At 53.7% G+C, this 19,200-nt stretch carries 17 protein-coding genes; 11 read left to right on the top strand and 6 right to left on the bottom strand.

Translation table 11 applies throughout. From position 1 onward, the window contains the following. Nucleotides 1-34: 34 nt before the first annotated feature. Both xylB and xylA read right to left on the bottom strand, forming a co-directional pair. Complete coding sequence (xylB, locus tag OGY19_RS02525) at nucleotides 35-1,489, bottom strand: xylulokinase (RefSeq protein WP_286596218.1); 1,455 nt, start codon at nucleotides 1,487-1,489, stop codon at nucleotides 35-37. A gap of 72 nt (nucleotides 1,490-1,561) precedes the next feature. Further along, nucleotides 1,562-2,884, bottom strand: a complete 1,323-nt coding sequence (xylA, locus tag OGY19_RS02520; protein WP_048213670.1) for a xylose isomerase — start codon at nucleotides 2,882-2,884, stop codon at nucleotides 1,562-1,564. Between the two features lie 359 nt (nucleotides 2,885-3,243). Between xylA and xylR the strand changes: the two genes are divergently transcribed. Then, complete coding sequence (xylR, locus tag OGY19_RS02515) at nucleotides 3,244-4,422, top strand: D-xylose utilization transcriptional activator XylR (protein WP_048213671.1); 1,179 nt, start codon at nucleotides 3,244-3,246, stop codon at nucleotides 4,420-4,422. Nucleotides 4,423-4,512: 90 nt separating this feature from the next. Here xylR and OGY19_RS02510 read toward each other — a convergent pair whose 3' ends face one another. Continuing rightward, nucleotides 4,513-5,337 (bottom strand): protein bax, encoded by an 825-nt coding sequence (locus OGY19_RS02510; protein ID WP_086523491.1) that lies wholly within the window; start codon nucleotides 5,335-5,337, stop codon nucleotides 4,513-4,515. A 316-nt stretch (nucleotides 5,338-5,653) separates the two neighbouring features. Here OGY19_RS02510 and malS point away from each other — a divergent pair, with 316 nt between their 5' ends. Both malS and avtA read left to right on the top strand, forming a co-directional pair. Next, nucleotides 5,654-7,684, top strand: a complete 2,031-nt coding sequence (malS, locus tag OGY19_RS02505) for an alpha-amylase (RefSeq protein ID WP_115601316.1) — start codon at nucleotides 5,654-5,656, stop codon at nucleotides 7,682-7,684. Between the two features lie 176 nt (nucleotides 7,685-7,860). Further along, nucleotides 7,861-9,111 carry a valine--pyruvate transaminase gene (gene avtA, locus OGY19_RS02500; RefSeq protein ID WP_115601315.1) on the top strand — a complete coding sequence of 417 codons (1,251 nt, stop codon included), beginning with the start codon at nucleotides 7,861-7,863 and terminating at the stop codon, nucleotides 9,109-9,111. A 35-nt stretch (nucleotides 9,112-9,146) separates the two neighbouring features. On the opposite strand, the gene OGY19_RS02495 is transcribed toward avtA, so the two are convergent. Then, a complete protein-coding gene (locus OGY19_RS02495) occupies nucleotides 9,147-9,620 on the bottom strand; it encodes a 4Fe-4S dicluster domain-containing protein (protein ID WP_115601314.1) in 474 nt (157 codons plus the stop codon). A gap of 117 nt (nucleotides 9,621-9,737) precedes the next feature. Beyond that, a complete protein-coding gene (gene yiaJ, locus OGY19_RS02490) occupies nucleotides 9,738-10,553 on the bottom strand; it encodes an IclR family transcriptional regulator YiaJ (RefSeq protein ID WP_048213806.1) in 816 nt (271 codons plus the stop codon). A gap of 217 nt (nucleotides 10,554-10,770) precedes the next feature. On the opposite strand from yiaJ, the gene yiaK reads away from it, so the two are divergent. The 8 genes from yiaK to araD all read left to right on the top strand — a co-directional run bounded on the left by yiaK (nucleotide 10,771) and on the right by araD (nucleotide 18,346). Then, complete coding sequence (gene yiaK / locus OGY19_RS02485; RefSeq protein WP_286596217.1) at nucleotides 10,771-11,769, top strand: 3-dehydro-L-gulonate 2-dehydrogenase; 999 nt, start codon at nucleotides 10,771-10,773, stop codon at nucleotides 11,767-11,769. An 11-nt stretch (nucleotides 11,770-11,780) separates the two neighbouring features. Beyond that, a complete protein-coding gene (locus OGY19_RS02480; protein ID WP_115601312.1) occupies nucleotides 11,781-12,245 on the top strand; it encodes a YhcH/YjgK/YiaL family protein in 465 nt (154 codons plus the stop codon). A 13-nt stretch (nucleotides 12,246-12,258) separates the two neighbouring features. Then, entirely contained in the window at nucleotides 12,259-13,191 is a 933-nt protein-coding gene (locus tag OGY19_RS02475; RefSeq protein ID WP_115601311.1) for a DUF4862 family protein, read from the top strand. A gap of 31 nt (nucleotides 13,192-13,222) precedes the next feature. Beyond that, entirely contained in the window at nucleotides 13,223-14,542 is a 1,320-nt protein-coding gene (locus tag OGY19_RS02470) for an MFS transporter (protein WP_005120509.1), read from the top strand. A 97-nt stretch (nucleotides 14,543-14,639) separates the two neighbouring features. Then, entirely contained in the window at nucleotides 14,640-16,142 is a 1,503-nt protein-coding gene (locus tag OGY19_RS02465; protein ID WP_115601310.1) for an FGGY-family carbohydrate kinase, read from the top strand. Beyond that, complete coding sequence (gene ulaD, locus OGY19_RS02460; RefSeq protein ID WP_115602370.1) at nucleotides 16,142-16,804, top strand: 3-keto-L-gulonate-6-phosphate decarboxylase UlaD; 663 nt, start codon at nucleotides 16,142-16,144, stop codon at nucleotides 16,802-16,804. The genes OGY19_RS02465 and ulaD overlap by 1 nt, the downstream gene beginning before the upstream one ends. Then, a complete protein-coding gene (locus OGY19_RS02455; protein WP_048213680.1) occupies nucleotides 16,797-17,657 on the top strand; it encodes an L-ribulose-5-phosphate 3-epimerase in 861 nt (286 codons plus the stop codon). Before ulaD ends, OGY19_RS02455 begins: the two co-directional genes overlap by 8 nt. Then, nucleotides 17,651-18,346: an L-ribulose-5-phosphate 4-epimerase gene (araD, locus tag OGY19_RS02450; RefSeq protein WP_048213681.1), complete on the top strand. Its 696-nt coding sequence runs from the start codon at nucleotides 17,651-17,653 to the stop codon at nucleotides 18,344-18,346. Before OGY19_RS02455 ends, araD begins: the two co-directional genes overlap by 7 nt. A 4-nt stretch (nucleotides 18,347-18,350) precedes the next feature. Here araD and OGY19_RS02445 read toward each other — a convergent pair whose 3' ends face one another. Further along, complete coding sequence (locus OGY19_RS02445) at nucleotides 18,351-19,166, bottom strand: helix-turn-helix domain-containing protein (protein ID WP_115601309.1); 816 nt, start codon at nucleotides 19,164-19,166, stop codon at nucleotides 18,351-18,353. Between the last annotated feature and the right edge of the window lie 34 nt (nucleotides 19,167-19,200).

Here is a 19,200-nt window from a genome sequence, read left to right as displayed (position 1 = left end):
TAAATCCCCTCTGTTTACCAGAGGGGATTTAGGGTCAGGACATCAGTGGTTGTAATTGCTGATAGATTCGGCGGAAGGTTTCTCGACGCTGTTGGTAAAGAGCATGACGCCCGGCGTCAGGATAATGCGCCTGCTCCAGCGTAAGCTGAGGCAACAGGTCAGATAATGGCCGTTGCGGATTGATGGCAATTTGCGCCAGGCGCGCCGCACCGAGTGCAGGGCCGACATCACCGCCGGTACGGTAATCCAGCTGCAATCCGCTGATGTCAGACAGCATTTGACGCCAGTATTCACTGCGCGCCCCACCGCCAATCAGTGTAATGCTGGCGGGCTGCACGCCACAGGCATGTACCACATCCATACCATCGGCTAAGGCAAATCCCACACCTTCCAGTACCGCTCGCGCCAGTTCTGCCGGACCATGCTGATGCGTCAGACCAAAAAAGACACCCTTCGCTTGCGGGTTGTTGTGCGGCGTACGTTCACCTGAGAGATAGGGTAAAAACCAGACCGGTTCAGCCTGCTCATTTGCCTGCTGTGCGGCATCAATCAGCGCAGGTACGCTTGCCATCCCGGTTAGTTTTGCCGCCCAGTCCAGGCAGGATGCCGCACTTAGCATCACGGACATCAGGTGCCATCTTTCAGGTAGAGCATGGCAAAAGCTATGGACAGCGCTTTCCGGTTTGCTGAGAAAACCCTCGCTGACCGCAAAATAGACCCCGGAAGTCCCCAGCGAGAGCATAGCCTGACCGGCATTCATCATGCCGACGCCAACCGCCCCCGCCGCGTTATCACCGCCACCCGCCACTACGGGAATCTCTGACATGCCCCAGGATTGCGCGACACCAGGCAACAGCGTTCCAGTAATCGCACTGCCCTCGTACAAGGTCGGCATATGTGCGCGAGTCAGTTGACACGCAGACAACATGACGTCACTCCAGTCACGTTTCGCGACATCCAGCCACATCGTACCTGCGGCATCCGACATATCGCTGGCAAACTCTCCGGTCATACGCAGACGCAGGTAATCTTTCGGCAGCAGAACTTTATCAACCCGGCTGAAAATGTCCGGTTCGTGGCGCTGCACCCACAGCAATTTAGGGGCGGTAAAGCCAGGCATCATCAGGTTGCCGGTGATGGCACGCGATTGCGGAACCCGCTCCTCAAGCATGACGCACTCTTCAGCACAGCGACCATCGTTCCACAGGATTGCCGGACGCAGAACCTTCTGTTGCTCATCCAGTAGCGTCGCACCGTGCATCTGTCCGGCAATCCCCAGCGCTTTCACCTCGCGAAGCGAATGTTGCTGACCCAACGTTTTCACAGCCCGATCCGTCGCCAGCCACCACTGTTCAGGATCCTGCTCCGACCATAACGGATGCGGGCGCGAGACGGTCAGTTTCTCCGTGTGCGAGGCCACCACATCGCCCTGCTCGTTGAGCAGAATGGTCTTTACGCCTGATGTACCAAGATCTATCCCGATATACATAGGGTATCGTTCCTTAAAGAAAGGCCCGGTAGCGAATCGCTATCCGGGCTTACGGACGTACTCAGCAGTCCGTTATTTGTCGAACAAATAATGGTTTACCAGATTTTCCAGCAATTCCTGATGACCGCTCTGGTGCACCGGTGCCAGGTTATGTTGTTCAGCGTACTGCGCAATTTCCGTCAGCGTCATCTGACCTTTCAGAATTTGCTGGCCCAGCTCACCATTCCAACCGGCATAACGTTTTGCCACGCGCTGATCCAGGCCACCGTCTTCAATCATACGGGCCGCAATTTTCAGCGACAGCGCCATGGTATCCATCGCACCAATATGACCATAGAACAGATCGTATTTATCAGTACTCTGACGACGGACTTTGGCATCAAAGTTCAGGCCACCAGTGGTAAAACCGCCCGCTTTCAGGATTTCGTACATGACCAGCGCATTCTCTTCTACGCTGTTCGGGAACTGGTCAGTATCCCAGCCCAGTTGTGCGTCGCCACGGTTCGCATCGACGGAACCAAATAGCCCCAGAGCAATCGCCGTAGCGATTTCGTGGTGGAACGAATGGCCTGCCAGCGTGGCATGGTTTGCTTCAATATTCAGTTTGATCTCTTTTTCCAGACCGAACTGCTTCAGGAATCCGTAAACAGTCGCGGCATCGTAGTCATACTGATGTTTAGTGGGTTCTTGCGGCTTCGGTTCGATCAGTAAGGTGCCCTGGAAACCTGTTTTGTGTTTATGCTCGACCACCAGTTGCATAAAGCGGCCAATCTGCTCACGTTCCTGACGCAGGTCGGTATTAAGCAGCGTTTCATAACCTTCACGGCCGCCCCACAGGACGTAGTTTTCGCCACCTAACTTATGTGTGGCATCCATGGCAGTCACGACCTGCGTAGCCGCCCAGCTGAAGACTTCCGGATCCGGGTTAGTCGCCGCACCCGCGCCGTAGCGTGGGTTGGTAAAGCAGTTTGCCGTACCCCACAGCAGTTTCACGCCGCTCTGTTCCTGTTTTGCCGCCAGCACATCCACCATCTGGGCAAAGTTATTTTTATACTCTTTCAGTGACGCGCCTTCAGGCGAGACGTCAACATCATGGAAGCAGTAGTAAGGCACATTCAGCTTATGGAAAAACTCAAATGCCACATCCGCTTTACGTTTTGCCAGCGCCAATGCTTCACCCGGCTGTTGCCACGGACGGTCGAATGCCCCCATACCGAACATATCCGCGCCGTTCCAGCAGAAAGTGTGCCAGTAGCAGGCGGCAAAGCGCAGATGCTCTTCCATGCGCTTGCCCAGCACGATTTCATCAGGGTTGTAATGGCGAAATGCGAGTGGATTAGTGGATTTTGTACCTTCAAAACGAACGCGATCGAGTTGGTCAAAATAAGCCTGCATAATAAGCTCCATAATCAGGTAATACGGCAAGTAAACTGCGATACAGTCATACTGGAATTTCCTGATTTATTGCTCAATTACGTTATTTCACACCGCCATTAAGAGAATACCCAAATGTGCGCTGGCTCCCAAAAATGCACACTGAATAAGCAATTAAAAAAGCGATCGTGATCGGCTCTTCATCAATAAACAAAAAACCGTAATACACAGATAAGAAATGACAATTGTCTTCCTGGTCGGGGTGTGTGAATTTTGCGTAGCGTTACGCAAATAAGAAATTTGTCACGCTTCATCAAGTAGTCGCACCTGCGGTTTTGGTAGTATTGACAGGCCACGTTAACCTTTCAGGACAGGCTCTTATGTTTGATAAACGACACCGCATCACCCTATTATTTAATGCTAATAAAGCCTATGACCGTCAGGTGGTAGAGGGCGTAGGTGAATATTTACAGGCATCGCAATCCGAGTGGGATATATTCATTGAGGAAGATTTCCGTGCCCGTATTGATAATATCAAAGACTGGTTAGGCGACGGTGTTATTGCTGATTATGACGATGATGACATTGCGCAATTACTTGCCGATGTCGATGTTCCGATCATCGGCGTTGGGGGTTCCTACCATCTTGAAAGCGATTATCCACCCGTCCATTACATTGCGACCGATAACCATGCACTGGTGGAAAGCGCTTTTTTGCATCTGAAAGAAAAAGGGGTCAACCGATTCGCATTTTATGGTCTGCCCTCTTCCAGCGGCAAGCGCTGGGCTGCCGAGCGTGAATATGCCTTTTGCCAGTTGGTCGCCAAAGAGAAGTACCGTGGTGTTGTCTATCAGGGGCTGGAAACCGCACCAGAAAACTGGCAACACGCCCAAAATCGACTGGCGGACTGGCTGCAAACTTTACCCCCGCAAACCGGTATTATCGCCGTGACCGACGCGCGTGCGCGGCATGTTCTGCAGGCCTGCGAGCATTTGCATATCCCGGTGCCGGAAAAACTGTGTGTTATTGGGATCGATAACGAAGAACTCACCCGTTACCTGTCCCGCGTCGCACTGTCATCCGTTGCTCAGGGCGCGCGACAAATGGGCTATCAGGCAGCAAAACTTCTGCACCGCTTACTGGCGAATGAAGAACTGCCGCTGCAACGTATTCTGGTGCCTCCGGTACGCGTCGTGAATCGTCGTTCAACCGACTATCGCTCACTGACCGATCCCGCTGTCATTCAGGCAATGCACTTTATCCGCAACCATGCCTGTAAAGGCATCAAAGTCGAGCAAGTGCTGGATGCAGTAGGGATTTCACGTTCGAATCTCGAGAAGCGCTTTAAAGACGAGGTCGGGGAAACCATCCACGCCGTGATTCATGCCGAAAAACTGGAAAAAGCGCGTAGCCTGTTGATCTCCACGACGCTCGCGATAAACGAAATTTCACAAATGTGCGGCTACCCGTCGTTGCAGTATTTCTATTCCGTTTTCAAGAAAGAATACGACACGACGCCAAAAGAGTACCGTGACATGAACAGTGAGGTGTTGCTGTAGGGGGAATTGTGCCGGATGACGGTTTCGCCTTATCCGGCCTGCAGAGCGGCTCACAGGCCTGATAAGCGTCGTGCCATCAGGCCTGTAGAATTACATATGCGCGGCGATTAAACGCTGGTTATCCTGGTACATCGCGAACAGATAGTTATTGTAACTCTGTCCTTTGGTGGAGTACCCCTTCAGCTTATGGATCATCGCGGTCGCTGTCACTTCCTGATCGGCTTTACGCAACTGCGCGCGCGATTTACGGAAGGAAGAGTATGCCGGATGCGTGTTCAGGTTAATGACATAGGCATTCACCGACTCTTTTACCGATTCAAACTGTGAGTAGCCTTTCACCTTACCGGGTGCATTGTTGCAGCGGCCTTTGACACATTTCATGCCAAACAGGTTGTTATTGCTACGCGCCAGTTTCGATGTGCCCCAACCGCTTTCAGCCGCAGCCATAGTCGCCACCATACTGGTAGGAATGATGTCTACGCGTTCAAGCAGCGTATTCCATGGAATCTTACGCGTGTTGCCAGACCAGCTCACCTTGTAGCGTTTCGCGATGTCTTTCATACGCGAACGCTCAGTCGGTGACCAGCGATTCTGGTACTGCTTTGAGATCAGCCAGTTACGGTCCGCCGTAATGGCAGCATTTTGACTGGTAATATAAGGCATAACCGTCCGGAGAAACGCTTTTTTCCTTGGTGTTCCGGAAGGGTATTTTCGCAAATCAGGAAGTGAACTACTCTTTGCACTATTGCGAGAATACTCTTGTTTACTGCTTACCTGTGTATTACTTGCCTTGATTACCTGGGGCTTATGACTCGTTGTCGCCGTGTGTGTCTTTGCCAGCACCTCACCCGAAAATGCAATGGTGAGTAACATAAGAATCATTGCCCCATATCGTCGAATGGGAGTCAATATCATTAGGTCTCCTGGTCGGATTTAAACATTCCAACACCTTATATTTTTCACAAAAATGAGAGATGAATCTCAAATCATATCAAAAATAGCCGTCAAGAGCACCCAAAGGAATAGTCCAATTCTGAAACTATGTCACGTACAAACCGTTCCGGGTGCGGTTAATTCGAAGAAAATGTGGAGGTTATCGCAAAATTAGGTCGTTTTTTGCGCGTGATCGCTCACCCTCATCTCTCATCCGGGCGGAATCGACGCTAAGGATGAGTTTCCGCTCTGATTTCACTGGCAAACTGGCGTAAATCGCAGCATCAAGGACAGCATTATGAAACTTGCCGCCGTTGCGCTGGCGCTGATACCCGGCATTGCCATCGCCTCATCATGGACTTCTCCAGAACTTCCCACCTTCGAAGCGGAAGGTACGGGTAAATTCGTCAGCCATGCAGCGTTGACGAAGGGTACTCGCCCTTTAATCCTGAATTTTGACCAACAGTGCTGGCAGCCTGCTAATGCGATAAAACTCAACCAGATGCTGTCGCTAAAACCGTGTGAAGGCGCGCCACCGCAGTGGCGCTTATTCAAAGACGGCGATTACACGCTGGAAGTCGACACCCGCTCCGGCACGCCGACCCTGATGCTCTCAGTCAAAAACGCCGCAGAGCCCGCCACCGTCCAGATTCGCCAGTGCCCGAAATGGGATGGTTCGCCGTTAACACTGGACGTGAGCCAGACTTTCCCGGAAGGCGCCGTGGTGCGCGATTTCTACAGTCAGCAAACGGCAACGGTGAAAAACGGGTCGATTACCTTACAGCCCGCCGCAACCAGTAACGGGCTATTGCTGCTGGAACGGGCAGAAACCGATGCCCCCGCCGCCTTCGACTGGCATAACGCCACGGTATATTTCGTCCTGACGGACCGCTTTGTGAATGGTGATCCGAGCAACGACCACAGCTACGGACGTCGCAACGATGGCATGCAGGAAATTGGCACTTTCCACGGTGGCGATTTGAGCGGGCTCACCAGTAAACTCGACTACCTGCAACAACTGGGCGTCAACGCCTTGTGGATCAGCGCACCGTTTGAGCAAATCCACGGCTGGGTTGGGGGTGGCGCCAAAGGCGATTTTCCCCACTACGCTTACCACGGCTACTACACCCAGGACTGGACAACGATTGATGCCAACATGGGTAACGAAGTGGATCTGCGTGCGCTGGTAGATGGCGCACACCAGCGCGGTATCCGTGTCCTGTTTGATGTGGTGATGAACCATACCGGCTACGCCACGTTGGCGGATATGCAGGAGTATCAGTTTGGGGCGCTTTACTTATCGGGCGATGAGCTGAAAAAAACGCTCGGTGAACGCTGGACGGACTGGAAACCCGCTGCCGGGCAGAGCTGGCACAGTTTTAATGATTACATCAATTTCAGTGATAAAGCCGGCTGGGAAAAATGGTGGGGGAAAAACTGGATCCGCACCGATATTGGCGATTACGACAATCCTGGCTTTGATGACCTAACCATGTCGCTGGCGTTCCTGCCCGATCTGAAAACCGAATCCACCACACCTTCCGGACTGCCAAACTTTTATCAGCACAAGCCGGATACGCACGCCAAAGCCATTGCTGGTTACACGCCCCGGGATTATCTGACGCACTGGCTCAGTCAGTGGGTACGTGATTACGGGATTGACGGTTTTCGGGTCGATACCGCCAAACACGTCGAGCTTCCCGCCTGGCAGCAGCTAAAAACACAGGCCAGCGCGGCGTTAGTCGAATGGAAGAAAGCCAACCCGGATAAAGCGCTGGATGATAAACCCTTCTGGATGACCGGCGAAGCCTGGGGTCACGGCGTCATGCAAAGCGATTATTACCATCACGGCTTCGACGCGATGATCAATTTCGACTATCAGGAGCAGGCGGCAAAGGCCGTCGATTGTCTGGCAAATATGGATCTCACCTGGCAGCAGATGGCGGATAAACTGCAGGACTTCAACGTCCTGAGCTATCTCTCCTCGCACGATACGCGTTTGTTCCGCGAAGGTGGAGATAAAGCCGCCGAGCTATTGCTGCTGGCGCCGGGCGCGGTACAACTCTTTTATGGCGACGAGTCGGCACGACCTTTCGGCCCAACCGGCTCAGACCCGTTACAGGGTACACGCTCGCAGATGAACTGGCAGGACGTTAGCGGAAAATCTGCCGCCAGCGTCGCTCACTGGCAGCGCATCAGCCAGTTCAGGGCCAGACATCCCGCCATTGGTGCCGGTAAACAAACCACGCTAACTCTGAAACAGGGATACGGATTTATCCGCGAACATGGCGACGATAAAGCCATGGTGGTGTGGGCCGGTCAACCCTGATCCCAACAGGCTTCTCATGCTCAACGGCACGGGAAGCCAGATTCAATATAAAAAACTATCCAGAAAAAAATCTGCAGCACAAAACATCAATTCTGCTCCGTGGGCCTGATTTGCACCCCGCCATAGGTAGCGCTATGGTTAGCCACTTTAATACTGAGTTCGACAGATCACCTGCTATGACATTCTCACTTTTTGGCAACAAATTTACCCGCCATTCAGGCATCACACGCCTGATGGAGGACCTCAACGACGGCTTACGCACCCCAGGCGCTATCATGCTCGGTGGCGGTAATCCGGCGCAAATACCAGAGATGCAAAATTACTTTCAGTCTCTGCTGGCAGAAATGCTGGAAAACGGCAAAGCCACTGATGCGCTTTGTAATTATGACGGTCCACAAGGTAAAACCGAGCTACTGTCTGAGCTGGCGAAATTACTACGTGAGAAGCTGGACTGGGATATCGAACCACAAAATATTGCACTGACAAATGGCAGTCAGAGCGCGTTTTTCTACTTATTCAACCTCTTCGCCGGACGTCGTGCCGATGGAACCACCCGAAAAGTGTTGTTCCCGTTGGCCCCGGAATATATTGGCTATGCCGATTCCGGCCTGGAAGAAGATCTCTTTGTCTCAGCACGCCCAAACATCGAACTGTTACCGGAAGGTCAGTTTAAGTATCACGTTGATTTTGAACACCTGCACATCGGTGAAGAGACGGGCATGATCTGCGTATCACGTCCGACCAACCCAACCGGCAACGTGATCACCGATGAAGAGCTGATGAAGCTGGATCGGCTGGCCAACCAGCATGGGATCCCGTTGGTGATTGATAATGCCTATGGCGTACCGTTCCCCGGCATCATCTTTAGCGAAGCACGCCCGTTGTGGAACCCTAACATTGTGCTGTGCATGAGCCTTTCCAAGCTGGGGCTGCCGGGCTCCCGCTGCGGCATCATTATTGCGAATGAAAAAATCATCACCGCCATCACCAATATGAACGGCATTATCAGCCTTGCACCTGGCGGAATGGGTCCGGCAATCATGTGCGAAATGATTAAGCGCAACGACCTGCTGCGTCTGTCTGAGACGGTTATCAAACCGTTTTATTATCAGCGTGTTCAGCAGACTATTGCGATCATTCGCCGCTATTTATCTGAAGATCGCTGCCTGATCCATAAACCAGAGGGCGCGATTTTCCTGTGGCTGTGGTTCAAAGATTTGCCCATCACTACTGAACTACTGTATCAGCGCCTGAAAGCACGCGGCGTGCTGATGGTTCCCGGTGATTACTTCTTCCCAGGGCTGGATAAACCCTGGCCGCATACGCATCAGTGCATGCGGATGAATTACGTACCGGAACCGGAAAAAATCGAGGCTGGCGTGAAGATTCTGGCTGAAGAGATCGAACGCGCCTGGCTGGAAGGCTGATGATAAACCCGACCCAGACACGGGTCGGGCTATTTTCACAGCGGCTGGGAGCGTAGACGTTGTTTCTGGATGCTGACCGCATCTATACACTGCAACGCGCTGGTCGGGCAGGCTTCGACACACGCGGGTCCCGCCTCACGGTGCCAGCACAGATCGCATTTTATCGCCTGCACCCGAGACGAGCGGGAGACGACATTCATCGCCCCAAACGGGCAGGCCAGCATACAGCTTTTACAGCCAATGCAACGCGCCTGTTCAACGAAGATATGCCCATGTTCACGACGAATGGCGTGCGTTGGGCAAACATTCGCGCAGGGAGCATCTTCGCATTGATGACAAGCGACCGCCGTCGTAAAGGCGTCGTCTTTGATCACGCGGATCCGCGGGGTAAACGCAGCAGAAGAAACAGACGCGCAGTCCTGGTTTTGCTGATGCGCGACGACACAGGCCACTTCGCAGGTACGACACCCAATACATTTTTCCGCATCCGCCATAATAAACGCGTTCATTGCCCCCCCCCTCTGCGTGAAAACCACAGAGTGCCAGAGAGATTCCCCCCGTCGCTTTGATCGGACAGGGGAAACGGTTAAATAGTGTCAGGTGCCTGAACGACGTCAGGCATGCGCCTAATCGCGAACGGTAAAGCCCAGCTCATTGGAAATGGCCTGCGCGGTTTCGCGCAGCGGCTTGAGTAAATTCTTTTCTCCGACCTGCTTCAGCCGCGAGGTAGAAAGTGAAATCGATACCGAGTACGGCACCCGCCCATGAATATCAAACACCGGCACGGCGATGCAGGAAACACCCAGCTCGTTCTCTTCCCGATCCATCGCCATACTGCTTTCGCGGATCTGCGCCAACTCATCGTACATGGCCGGTAAACCAGTAATCGTATTGCGGGTCAGCGGCTGAATCAGATCCTGATGGCTCTGCCAGTAAGATTCCACATAGTCCGGATGACCAAACGCCATATAAATTTTGCCCATCGCCGAGCAATACAGCGGCATATGCTGACCGATATAAGCGCGGGTACGCAGCATGCCCGTCGTCGGCTCCAGCTTATAAATCAAAATCGCATGGTCGTCTTCACGACTGGAGAAGTTGATGGTTTCACCGGTGGCGATATTCAGCGCTTCAAGGTGCGGCGCAGCAACATGGATGATGTTCAGTGACGACAACGCCTTCTGACCCACGGCAATAAATTTGGTGGTCAGGCGATAACTCCCTGCCGCGGGCGCGGGGGTGACATATCCGCAGGATTGCAGCCCTTGCAGCAGTCGATGCACGGTACTTTTGTTCAGCCCTGCCAGTTCAGACAAATGCGCCAACGGGCAACCATTCGGATAGTTGCTCAAAATCTCAATCAACATCAAACCACGGAACAGGCTCTGACTTCCGGCTGGCCGCTCTTTGTCTTGCGTCATCTCACTCTCTTTTGTGCCCATCGTTTCCGCTCCCCTTTTCGTCGCGCTCTGATGGTAGCGCAAAGTGTGTTTCAGTTCACGATCTGAACCGAAAAAACACAACCATTTGATTTTCATGATTTTAAAAAACAGGGTGCCCCGTTGATCTGTCAAAATTTGATCGCTATATTTGAAATCAGATTTCGCATAGTGAAATTTAGAGATAAAAAAGCGATCAAATTTAAACAAGGAAACAGGAATGAAAGTCACTTTTGAGCAGTTGAAAGATGCGTTCAATCGGGTACTGCTGGCACGCGGTATCGCCGTTGAAACCGCCGATGCCTGTGCCGAAATGTTTGCCCGTACCACCGAATCCGGTGTGTATTCGCACGGTGTTAACCGTTTTCCCCGTTTCATTCAGCAACTGGATAACGGCGACATCCTTCCTGAGGCCAAACCGCAGCGCATTACCAGCCTGGGGGCAATTGAGCAGTGGGATGCCCAGCGTTCGATCGGCAATTTGACGGCGAAAAAGATGATGGACCGAGCCATCGAACTGGCCTCCGATCACGGTATTGGCCTGGTCGCGCTGCGTAACGCCAACCACTGGATGCGCGGCGGCAGCTATGGCTGGCAGGCGGCGGAGAAAGGGTACATCGGTATCTGCTGGACTAACTCGATTGCCGTCATGCCGCCGTGGGGTTCGAAAGAGTGCCGCATTGGTACTAACCCGTTGATCGTCGCGATCCCCTCATCGCCAATCACCATGGTTGATATGTCGATGTCGATGTTCTCCTACGGCATGCTGGAAGTAAATCGCCTGGCCGGTCGCGAACTGCCGGTAGATGGTGGCTTTGATGATGAAGGCAATCTCACTAAAGAGCCGGGCGTTATCGAAAAAAACCGCCGCATTTTACCAATGGGTTACTGGAAAGGTTCAGGTCTGTCGATTGTGCTGGATATGATCGCCACCCTGCTTTCAGACGGTTCTTCCGTGGCCGAGGTCACCCAGGACAACAGCGATGAATATGGCGTTTCGCAGATTTTTATCGCCATTGAAGTAGATAAGCTGATCGACGGCGCCACCCGCGACGCCAAACTGCAGCGCATTATGGATTTCATCACCACCGCCGAACGCGCCGATGAAAACACGCCTGTCCGCCTGCCGGGGCACGAGTTTACCAGGCTGCTGGAAGAAAACCGCCGCAACGGTATCACCGTTGATGACAGCGTCTGGGCCAAAATTCAGGCGTTGTAAGGAGTCAGAGTATGATTTTTGGACATATCGCTCAGCCTAACCCATGTCGTTTACCCACGGCGATTGAAAGGGCGCTCGACTTTCTGCGCAGCACAGACTTCCGCAATCTGGAACCGGGCGTGGTGGAAATCGACGGTAAAAATATCTTCGCGCAGGTTATCGATTTAACCACGCGTGATGCTGCCGAAAATCGCCCGGAAGTGCATCGCCGCTATCTGGATATTCAATTTCTGGCCAGGGGTGAAGAAAAAATCGGTATCGCCATTGATACCGGGAATAACCCAATCAGTGAATCGTTATTAGAACAGCGCGATATTATTTTTTATCACGCCAGCGAACATGAATCGTTTATTGAAATGATTCCAGGAAGCTACGCCATATTTTTCCCGCAGGATGTTCACCGCCCTGCATGTCATAAAACTGTCGCCACGGCGATCCGCAAAATAGTCGTGAAGGTCGCTATTTCAGTTTTATAAAAAGGAGCACAACATGAGCGTTAATAATGCCGGTTATATTATCGGTGCGTACCCCTGTGCACCCTCATTTCACCAAAAGAGTGAAGAGGAAGAGAAGGAATTCTGGCGACAGCTCGCCGATACCCCGGATATTCGCGGTCTGGAGCAGCCCTGCCTTGAACATCTTCACCCGTTAGGCGACGAATGGTTATTGCGCCATACGCCGGGCGACTGGCAAATCGTGGTCACCGCCATTATGGAAACCATGCGCCGTCGCGGCGCAAACAGCGCTTTTGGGCTGGCTTCCAGCGACGAAGAACAGCGTAAAGCCTGCGTGGCGTATTACCGTCATCTGCAGCAAAAAATCAACCATATCAATGCGACCCACGCCGGAAAAGTGATTGCGCTGGAGCTGCATGCCGCACCCAATGCCAGCAATCCAAATGTTGCGCAGGCCACCGATGCGTTTGCCCGTTCGCTGAAAGAGATTACCTCCTGGGACTGGTCCTGCGATCTGGTGCTGGAACATTGCGATGCCATGACCGGCATTGCGCCGCGCAAAGGCTTTCTGCCGTTAGACAATGTGCTGGAGGTCATTGCCGGGTATGACATCAGCGTGTGCATTAACTGGGCGCGATCGGCCATTGAAGGACAGAACCCCGCCCTGGCGTTGACCCACACGCAGCAGGTCAAACGGGCTGGAAAACTGGGTGCGCTGATGTTCTCCGGTACCACTATCACAGGAGACTACGGTGAGTGGCAGGACTTACACGCCCCGTTTGCCCCATTCTGCCCACAAAGCCTGATGACCACCGACCATGCCCGCGAATTATTCGCCTGCGCAGAAGCCGAACCATTGCAATTTGCCGGTATTAAATTGCTGGAAATAAACGCCAATGCAGATGTGAACCATCGCGTAGCAATATTGCGCGACGGTATCGCGACGTTAAATAAAGCAAAAATATAAAAATAAAATACTACTCTACGAGAATATTAATATGAACATGACCTCTCGCCCTACACTCAAAGATATACCCCGTCAGCGCTGGCTGCGGATTATTCCACCTATTTTAATCGCCTGTATTATTTCTTATATGGACCGCGTCAATATCGCCTTCGCGATGCCGGGCGGAATGGATGCCGAATTAGGTATTTCCGCCACCATGGCGGGACTGGCTGGCGGTATTTTCTTTATCGGTTATCTGTTTTTACAAGTTCCCGGCGGAAAAATTGCCGTTCACGGCAGCGGCAAGAAATTTATCGGCTGGTCGCTGGTTGCCTGGGCGGTTATTTCCGTCCTCACGGGGTTAATCACTAATCAGTACCAACTGCTGGTTCTGCGCTTTTTACTCGGCGTTGCCGAAGGCGGCATGCTGCCGGTGGTGCTGACGATGATCAGTAACTGGTTCCCCGACGCCGAGCGTGGTCGCGCCAATGCGATTGTGATTATGTTTGTGCCGATTGCCGGGATCATTACCGCTCCGCTCTCGGGTTGGATTATCACCGTTCTCGACTGGCGCTGGCTGTTCATCATTGAAGGTTTGCTTTCCGTCGTTGTACTGGTGTTGTGGGCCTATACCGTTTACGACCGTCCGCAGGAGGCGCGCTGGATCTCTGAGGCCGAGAAAAATTACCTGGTCGAAACGCTGGCCGCCGAGCAAAAAGCCATTGCCGGAACGGAAGTCAAAAATGCCTCTCTGGGCGCGGTGCTTTCCGATAAAACCATGTGGCAGCTCATCGCGCTGAACTTCTTCTATCAGACCGGGATTTACGGTTACACCCTGTGGCTGCCGACCATCCTCAAAGAGTTGACGCACAGCAGCATGGGACAGGTCGGTATGCTCGCCATTCTGCCGTACGTCGGGGCCATTGCCGGAATGTTCCTGTTCTCGTCTCTCTCTGACCGCACCGGCAAACGCAAGCTGTTCGTCTGCCTGCCGTTGATTGGCTTTGCTCTGTGCATGTTCCTCTCCGTGGCGCTGAAAAATAACGTCTGGCTGGCTTATGCCGCGCTGGTCGGCTGCGGCTTCTTCCTGCAATCGGCAGCGGGCGTGTTCTGGACCATTCCGGCGCGTTTGTTTAGCGCAGAAATGGCCGGTGGCGCACGTGGGGTCATCAACGCGCTGGGCAACCTCGGCGGCTTCTGCGGTCCTTATGCGGTCGGCGTACTCATCACCCTGTACAGCAAAGATGCGGGGGTTTACTGCCTGGCTATCTCACTGGCTCTGGCCGCGCTGATGGCGCTGCTGCTGCCAGCCAAATGCGACGCCGGTGCCGCTCCGCTAAAGACACTGAATCCACATAAACGTACAGCATAAAACAATGCCCGGTGGCGCTTCGCTTACCGGGCCTACAGGTAGCAACCGTCGTAGGCCGGATAAGCGCAGCGCCATCCGGCAAAAATGAGATAACAAGATGAGTGAGAAAGAGACCTTCTGGCTGGGTATTGATTGTGGCGGTACGTATCTGAAAGCCGGGTTGTATGACGCCAAAGGTCATGAACATGGCATTAACCGGCAATCGTTGCAGACCGCATCGCCATTGCCCGGTTACGCCGAACGCGATATGCACCAGTTGTGGCAACAGTGTGTCGCCACGATCGCCGGGCTGTTAGCGCGCACCGGCGTCTGCGGCGATCAAATCAAAGGCGTCGGTATTTCCGCTCAGGGCAAAGGCCTGTTCCTTCTCGATAAGCAGGATAAACCGCTGGGCAATGCCATCCTCTCTTCCGACCGTCGGGCGATGGACATCGTTCAGCGCTGGCAGCAGGATGGGATCCCTGAGCAGCTCTACCCGGTCACCCGCCAGACGTTGTGGACCGGGCATCCGGCATCGTTGCTGCGCTGGGTGAAAGAGAATCAACCCCAACGTTACGCGCAAATTGGCTGCGTCATGATGGGCCACGACTATCTGCGCTGGTGCTTAACCGGCGTCAAAGGCTGCGAAGAAAGCAATATCTCCGAGTCGAACCTCTACAACATGACCACGGGTCAGTACGACTCGCGCCTGACCCAGTGGCTGGGCATCAGTGAAATCGACAATGCGCTACCGCCGATTGTCGGCTCAGCAGAAATATGCGGGGAAATCACCGCTCAGACAGCCGCCATAACCGGTCTGGCGGCGGGCACACCCGTCGTCGGTGGACTGTTTGATGTGGTTTCCACCGCACTCTGTGCCGGTATCGAAGATGAATACACCCTCAACGCGGTGATGGGAACCTGGGCCGTCACCAGCGGGATCGCTCACGGTCTGCGCGACCACGAGGCCCATCCCTATGTCTATGGGCGCTATGTCAACGACGGGCAGTACATCGTTCACGAAGCCAGCCCGACCTCTTCCGGCAATCTGGAATGGTTTACCGCCCAGTGGGGCGAACTCTCTTTTGCTGAGATCAATCAGGCCGTTGCCAGCTTACCGAAAGCTGGTAGCGATCTTTTCTTCCTGCCCTTTTTGTACGGCAGCAACGCCGGACTGGAGATGACCAGCGGCTTTTATGGCATGCAGGCGATACACACTCGCGCCCACTTATTGCAGTCGATCTACGAAGGCGTGGTTTTCAGCCACATGACCCACCTCAACCGCATGCGCGAACGTTTTACGCAGGCGCATACCCTGCGCGTCACCGGCGGCCCGGCGCACTCCGACATCTGGATGCAAATGCTGGCAGACGTCAGCGGTTTACGTATCGAATTGCCGCAGATTGAAGAGACCGGTTGCTTTGGCGCTGCGCTCGCCGCCCGCGTCGGCACCGGCGTTTATTCCAACTTCAGCGACGCCCAGCGCAGCCTGGAGCACCCGGTGCGCACGTTATTGCCGGACGCCGCCGCGCAGGCGAGCTACCAGCGTAAATACCGCCAATACCTGGATTTAATTACCGCACTACAGGGCTACCACGCCCGCATTAAGGAGCACGAATGATGAGTCGACCATTACTGCAACTGGCGCTCGACCACACCAGCCTTGAAGCCGCACAACGCGACGTCGCGCTGCTACATGAGAGCGTCGATATCGTTGAGGCGGGGACGATTCTCTGCTTAACCGAAGGGCTGAGCGCCGTGAAAGCCCTGCGCGCTCAGTGCCCGAATAAAATCATCGTCGCCGACTGGAAAGTGGCCGATGCGGGCGAAACCCTTGCACAGCAAGCCTTTGGAGCTGGTGCCAACTGGATGACCATCATCTGTGCTGCGCCGTTGGCGACGGTAGAGAAAGGTCATGGCGTCGCGCAGTCCTGCGGCGGCGAAATTCAGATGGAGCTGTTCGGTAACTGGACGCTGGATGATGCCCGCGACTGGTATCGCGTTGGCGTTCGCCAGGCGATTTACCATCGTGGCCGCGATGCGCAGGCCAGCGGACAACAGTGGGGAGAAGCAGACCTGGCGCGCATGAAGGCGCTTTCTGATATTGGTCTGGAACTGTCGATTACCGGTGGGATCACCCCCGCCGATCTGCCGTTGTTCCGCGATATTAACGTCAAAGCTTTTATTGCCGGGCGCGCGCTGGCGGGAGCGCAAAACCCAGCGCAGGTTGCAGGCGAATTTCATGCGCAAATCGACGCCATCTGGGGAACTCAGCATGCGTAATCATCCATTAGGTATCTATGAAAAAGCGCTGGCGAAAGACCTCAGTTGGCCAGAACGGCTGGTGCTGGCAAAAAGCTGCGGTTTTGATTTCGTCGAGATGTCGGTGGATGAAACCGATGAACGTTTGTCGCGCCTCGACTGGAGCCCTGCTCAGCGTGCATCGCTGGTGAGTGCGATGCTGGAAACCGGCGTGGCAATCCCTTCAATGTGCCTGTCAGCCCACCGTCGGTTTCCTTTTGGCAGCCGCGATGAAGCCGTGCGTGAGCGGGCGCGAGAAATAATGAGCAAAGCCATTCGCCTGGCGCGCGATTTAGGCATTCGCACCATTCAACTGGCAGGCTACGACGTCTATTACGAAGAACATGACGCAGGCACGCAGCAGCGCTTTGCCGAAGGACTGGCATGGGCAGTGGAGCAGGCTGCCGCTGCGCAGGTGATGCTGGCGGTAGAAATCATGGATACCGCGTTTATGAACTCGATCAGCAAGTGGAAAAAGTGGGACCAGATGTTGTCCTCGCCGTGGTTCACCGTCTATCCGGACGTGGGCAATCTAAGCGCCTGGGGGAATGATGTCACTGCCGAATTGACGCTGGGCATTGACCGCATCGCTGCTATCCACCTGAAAGACACGCTGCCGGTAACCGAAACCCATCCGGGCCAGTTTCGCGATGTGCCGTTTGGCGAAGGGTGCGTGGACTTTGTTGGCATCTTCAAAACGCTGCATCAGCTGAACTATCGCGGGTCGTTTCTGATTGAAATGTGGACTGAAAAAGCGAAAGAGCCGGTACTGGAAATTATCCAGGCACGGCGCTGGATAGAAGCACGCATGCAGGAAGGAGGATTTCCATGTTAGAACAACTGAAAGCCGAGGTGCTGGCGGCAAACCTGGCGCTCCCGGCTCATGGCTTAGTCACCTTTACCTGGGGCAACGTCAGCGCAGTGGATGAAACACGTAAACTGATGGTGATTAAGCCATCCGGCGTGGAATATGAGGTGATGACCGCCGACGACATGGTGGTGGTGGATATTGCCAGCGGCAACGTAGTGGAAGGCAGTAAAAAACCGTCGTCCGACACGCCAACCCATCTGGCGCTGTATCGTCGTTATCCACAGATCGGCGGGATCGTCCATACCCATTCTCGCCATGCGACGATCTGGTCGCAGGCGGGTCTGGATCTCCCTGCATGGGGCACCACGCATGCCGATTATTTCTATGGTTCTATTCCGTGTACGCGTCTGATGACTGCTGAAGAGATCAACGGGGAATATGAATATCAAACCGGAGAGGTGATCATTCAGACCTTCGAGCAGCGCGATCTCAATCCGCTGCAGGTTCCGGCGGTATTGGTGCACTCCCACGGACCATTCGCCTGGGGTAAAGACGCGGCAGACGCGGTGCATAACGCCGTGGTGCTCGAAGAGTGCGCCTACATGGGGTTGTTCTCTCGCCAGTTAGCCCCGCAGTTGCCGGATATGCAGTCTGAGCTGCTGGATAAACATTATCTGCGCAAACACGGAGCGAATGCCTATTACGGGCAATAACGGGTCAGGCGCTATTGATATGTTCTTTGCAATAGCGCCGTTTCCACGCCGCGGGCGTCAAGCTGGTGTGCTTGTGGAATATTTTGCGAAAATAACCCACGTCATTAAAACCACATTTCATTGCCACCTCGGTTAGCGACAGCGAGTCACTGATTAACAGTTTTTCTGCCGCCCTTACCCGCTGACGGTGCAACGCTTCGGTTAGCGTCAGCCGGAAAGCGCCACGGAAAACGCGCCCCAGATAATCCGCATTGCAATGCAGCTCTTTCGCCAACGTTGAGGCGGAAATCGGCAGGTGGAACCGGGTGTGAATGATTTGCTGCGCTTTCCAGGCCAACGCATTCCCGGGGCTGTCGACAGGTTGCTCGCTGGCGGCTGCGGATATTTGCTGCAAAATCAGCAGCAGGATCAGTTCCAGCGCCATGCTGCGATGTATATTTTCCTGCTCGCGTAAGAACTGGCGAAACAGCGAAATAATATATTGTGGCTCGCTCACCCGGGTATGTTGAGGGATAGCAAGTAACGGTTCCGTTATTGATGCGTCGCTTTCTGCCGTCACCTCAAAATGCAGCCAGTAAAATTTCAAATCAGCCGGAAATTGCCCAACGCCAATATGCAAGCGCTGCGGCCACAGCAGCAAACTTTCCCCAGCATTCACGCAAAAAACCGTATGGTCTTCGCGAATCGTTAATGTCCCTTTTTCAACAAAGATAATCTCCCAGGAGTGCAATTGCCGCGCCGGATGGCTACCCACGCCTCGGGAAATAAATAACCCACCATTTTGCACTTTAATCGGAAGAGACATGGACAATTCGAGCATATATATTCAAATTCCCACTTTTCGTATTATTAAA

Origin of the sequence: Citrobacter sp. Cy070 (assembly GCF_030332245.1) — a bacterium.
Classification (GTDB): Bacteria; Pseudomonadota; Gammaproteobacteria; order Enterobacterales; family Enterobacteriaceae; genus Citrobacter; species Citrobacter youngae.
Note: the sequence above shows the minus strand (reverse complement) of the source record. Positions and strands in the feature narration are given on the sequence as shown.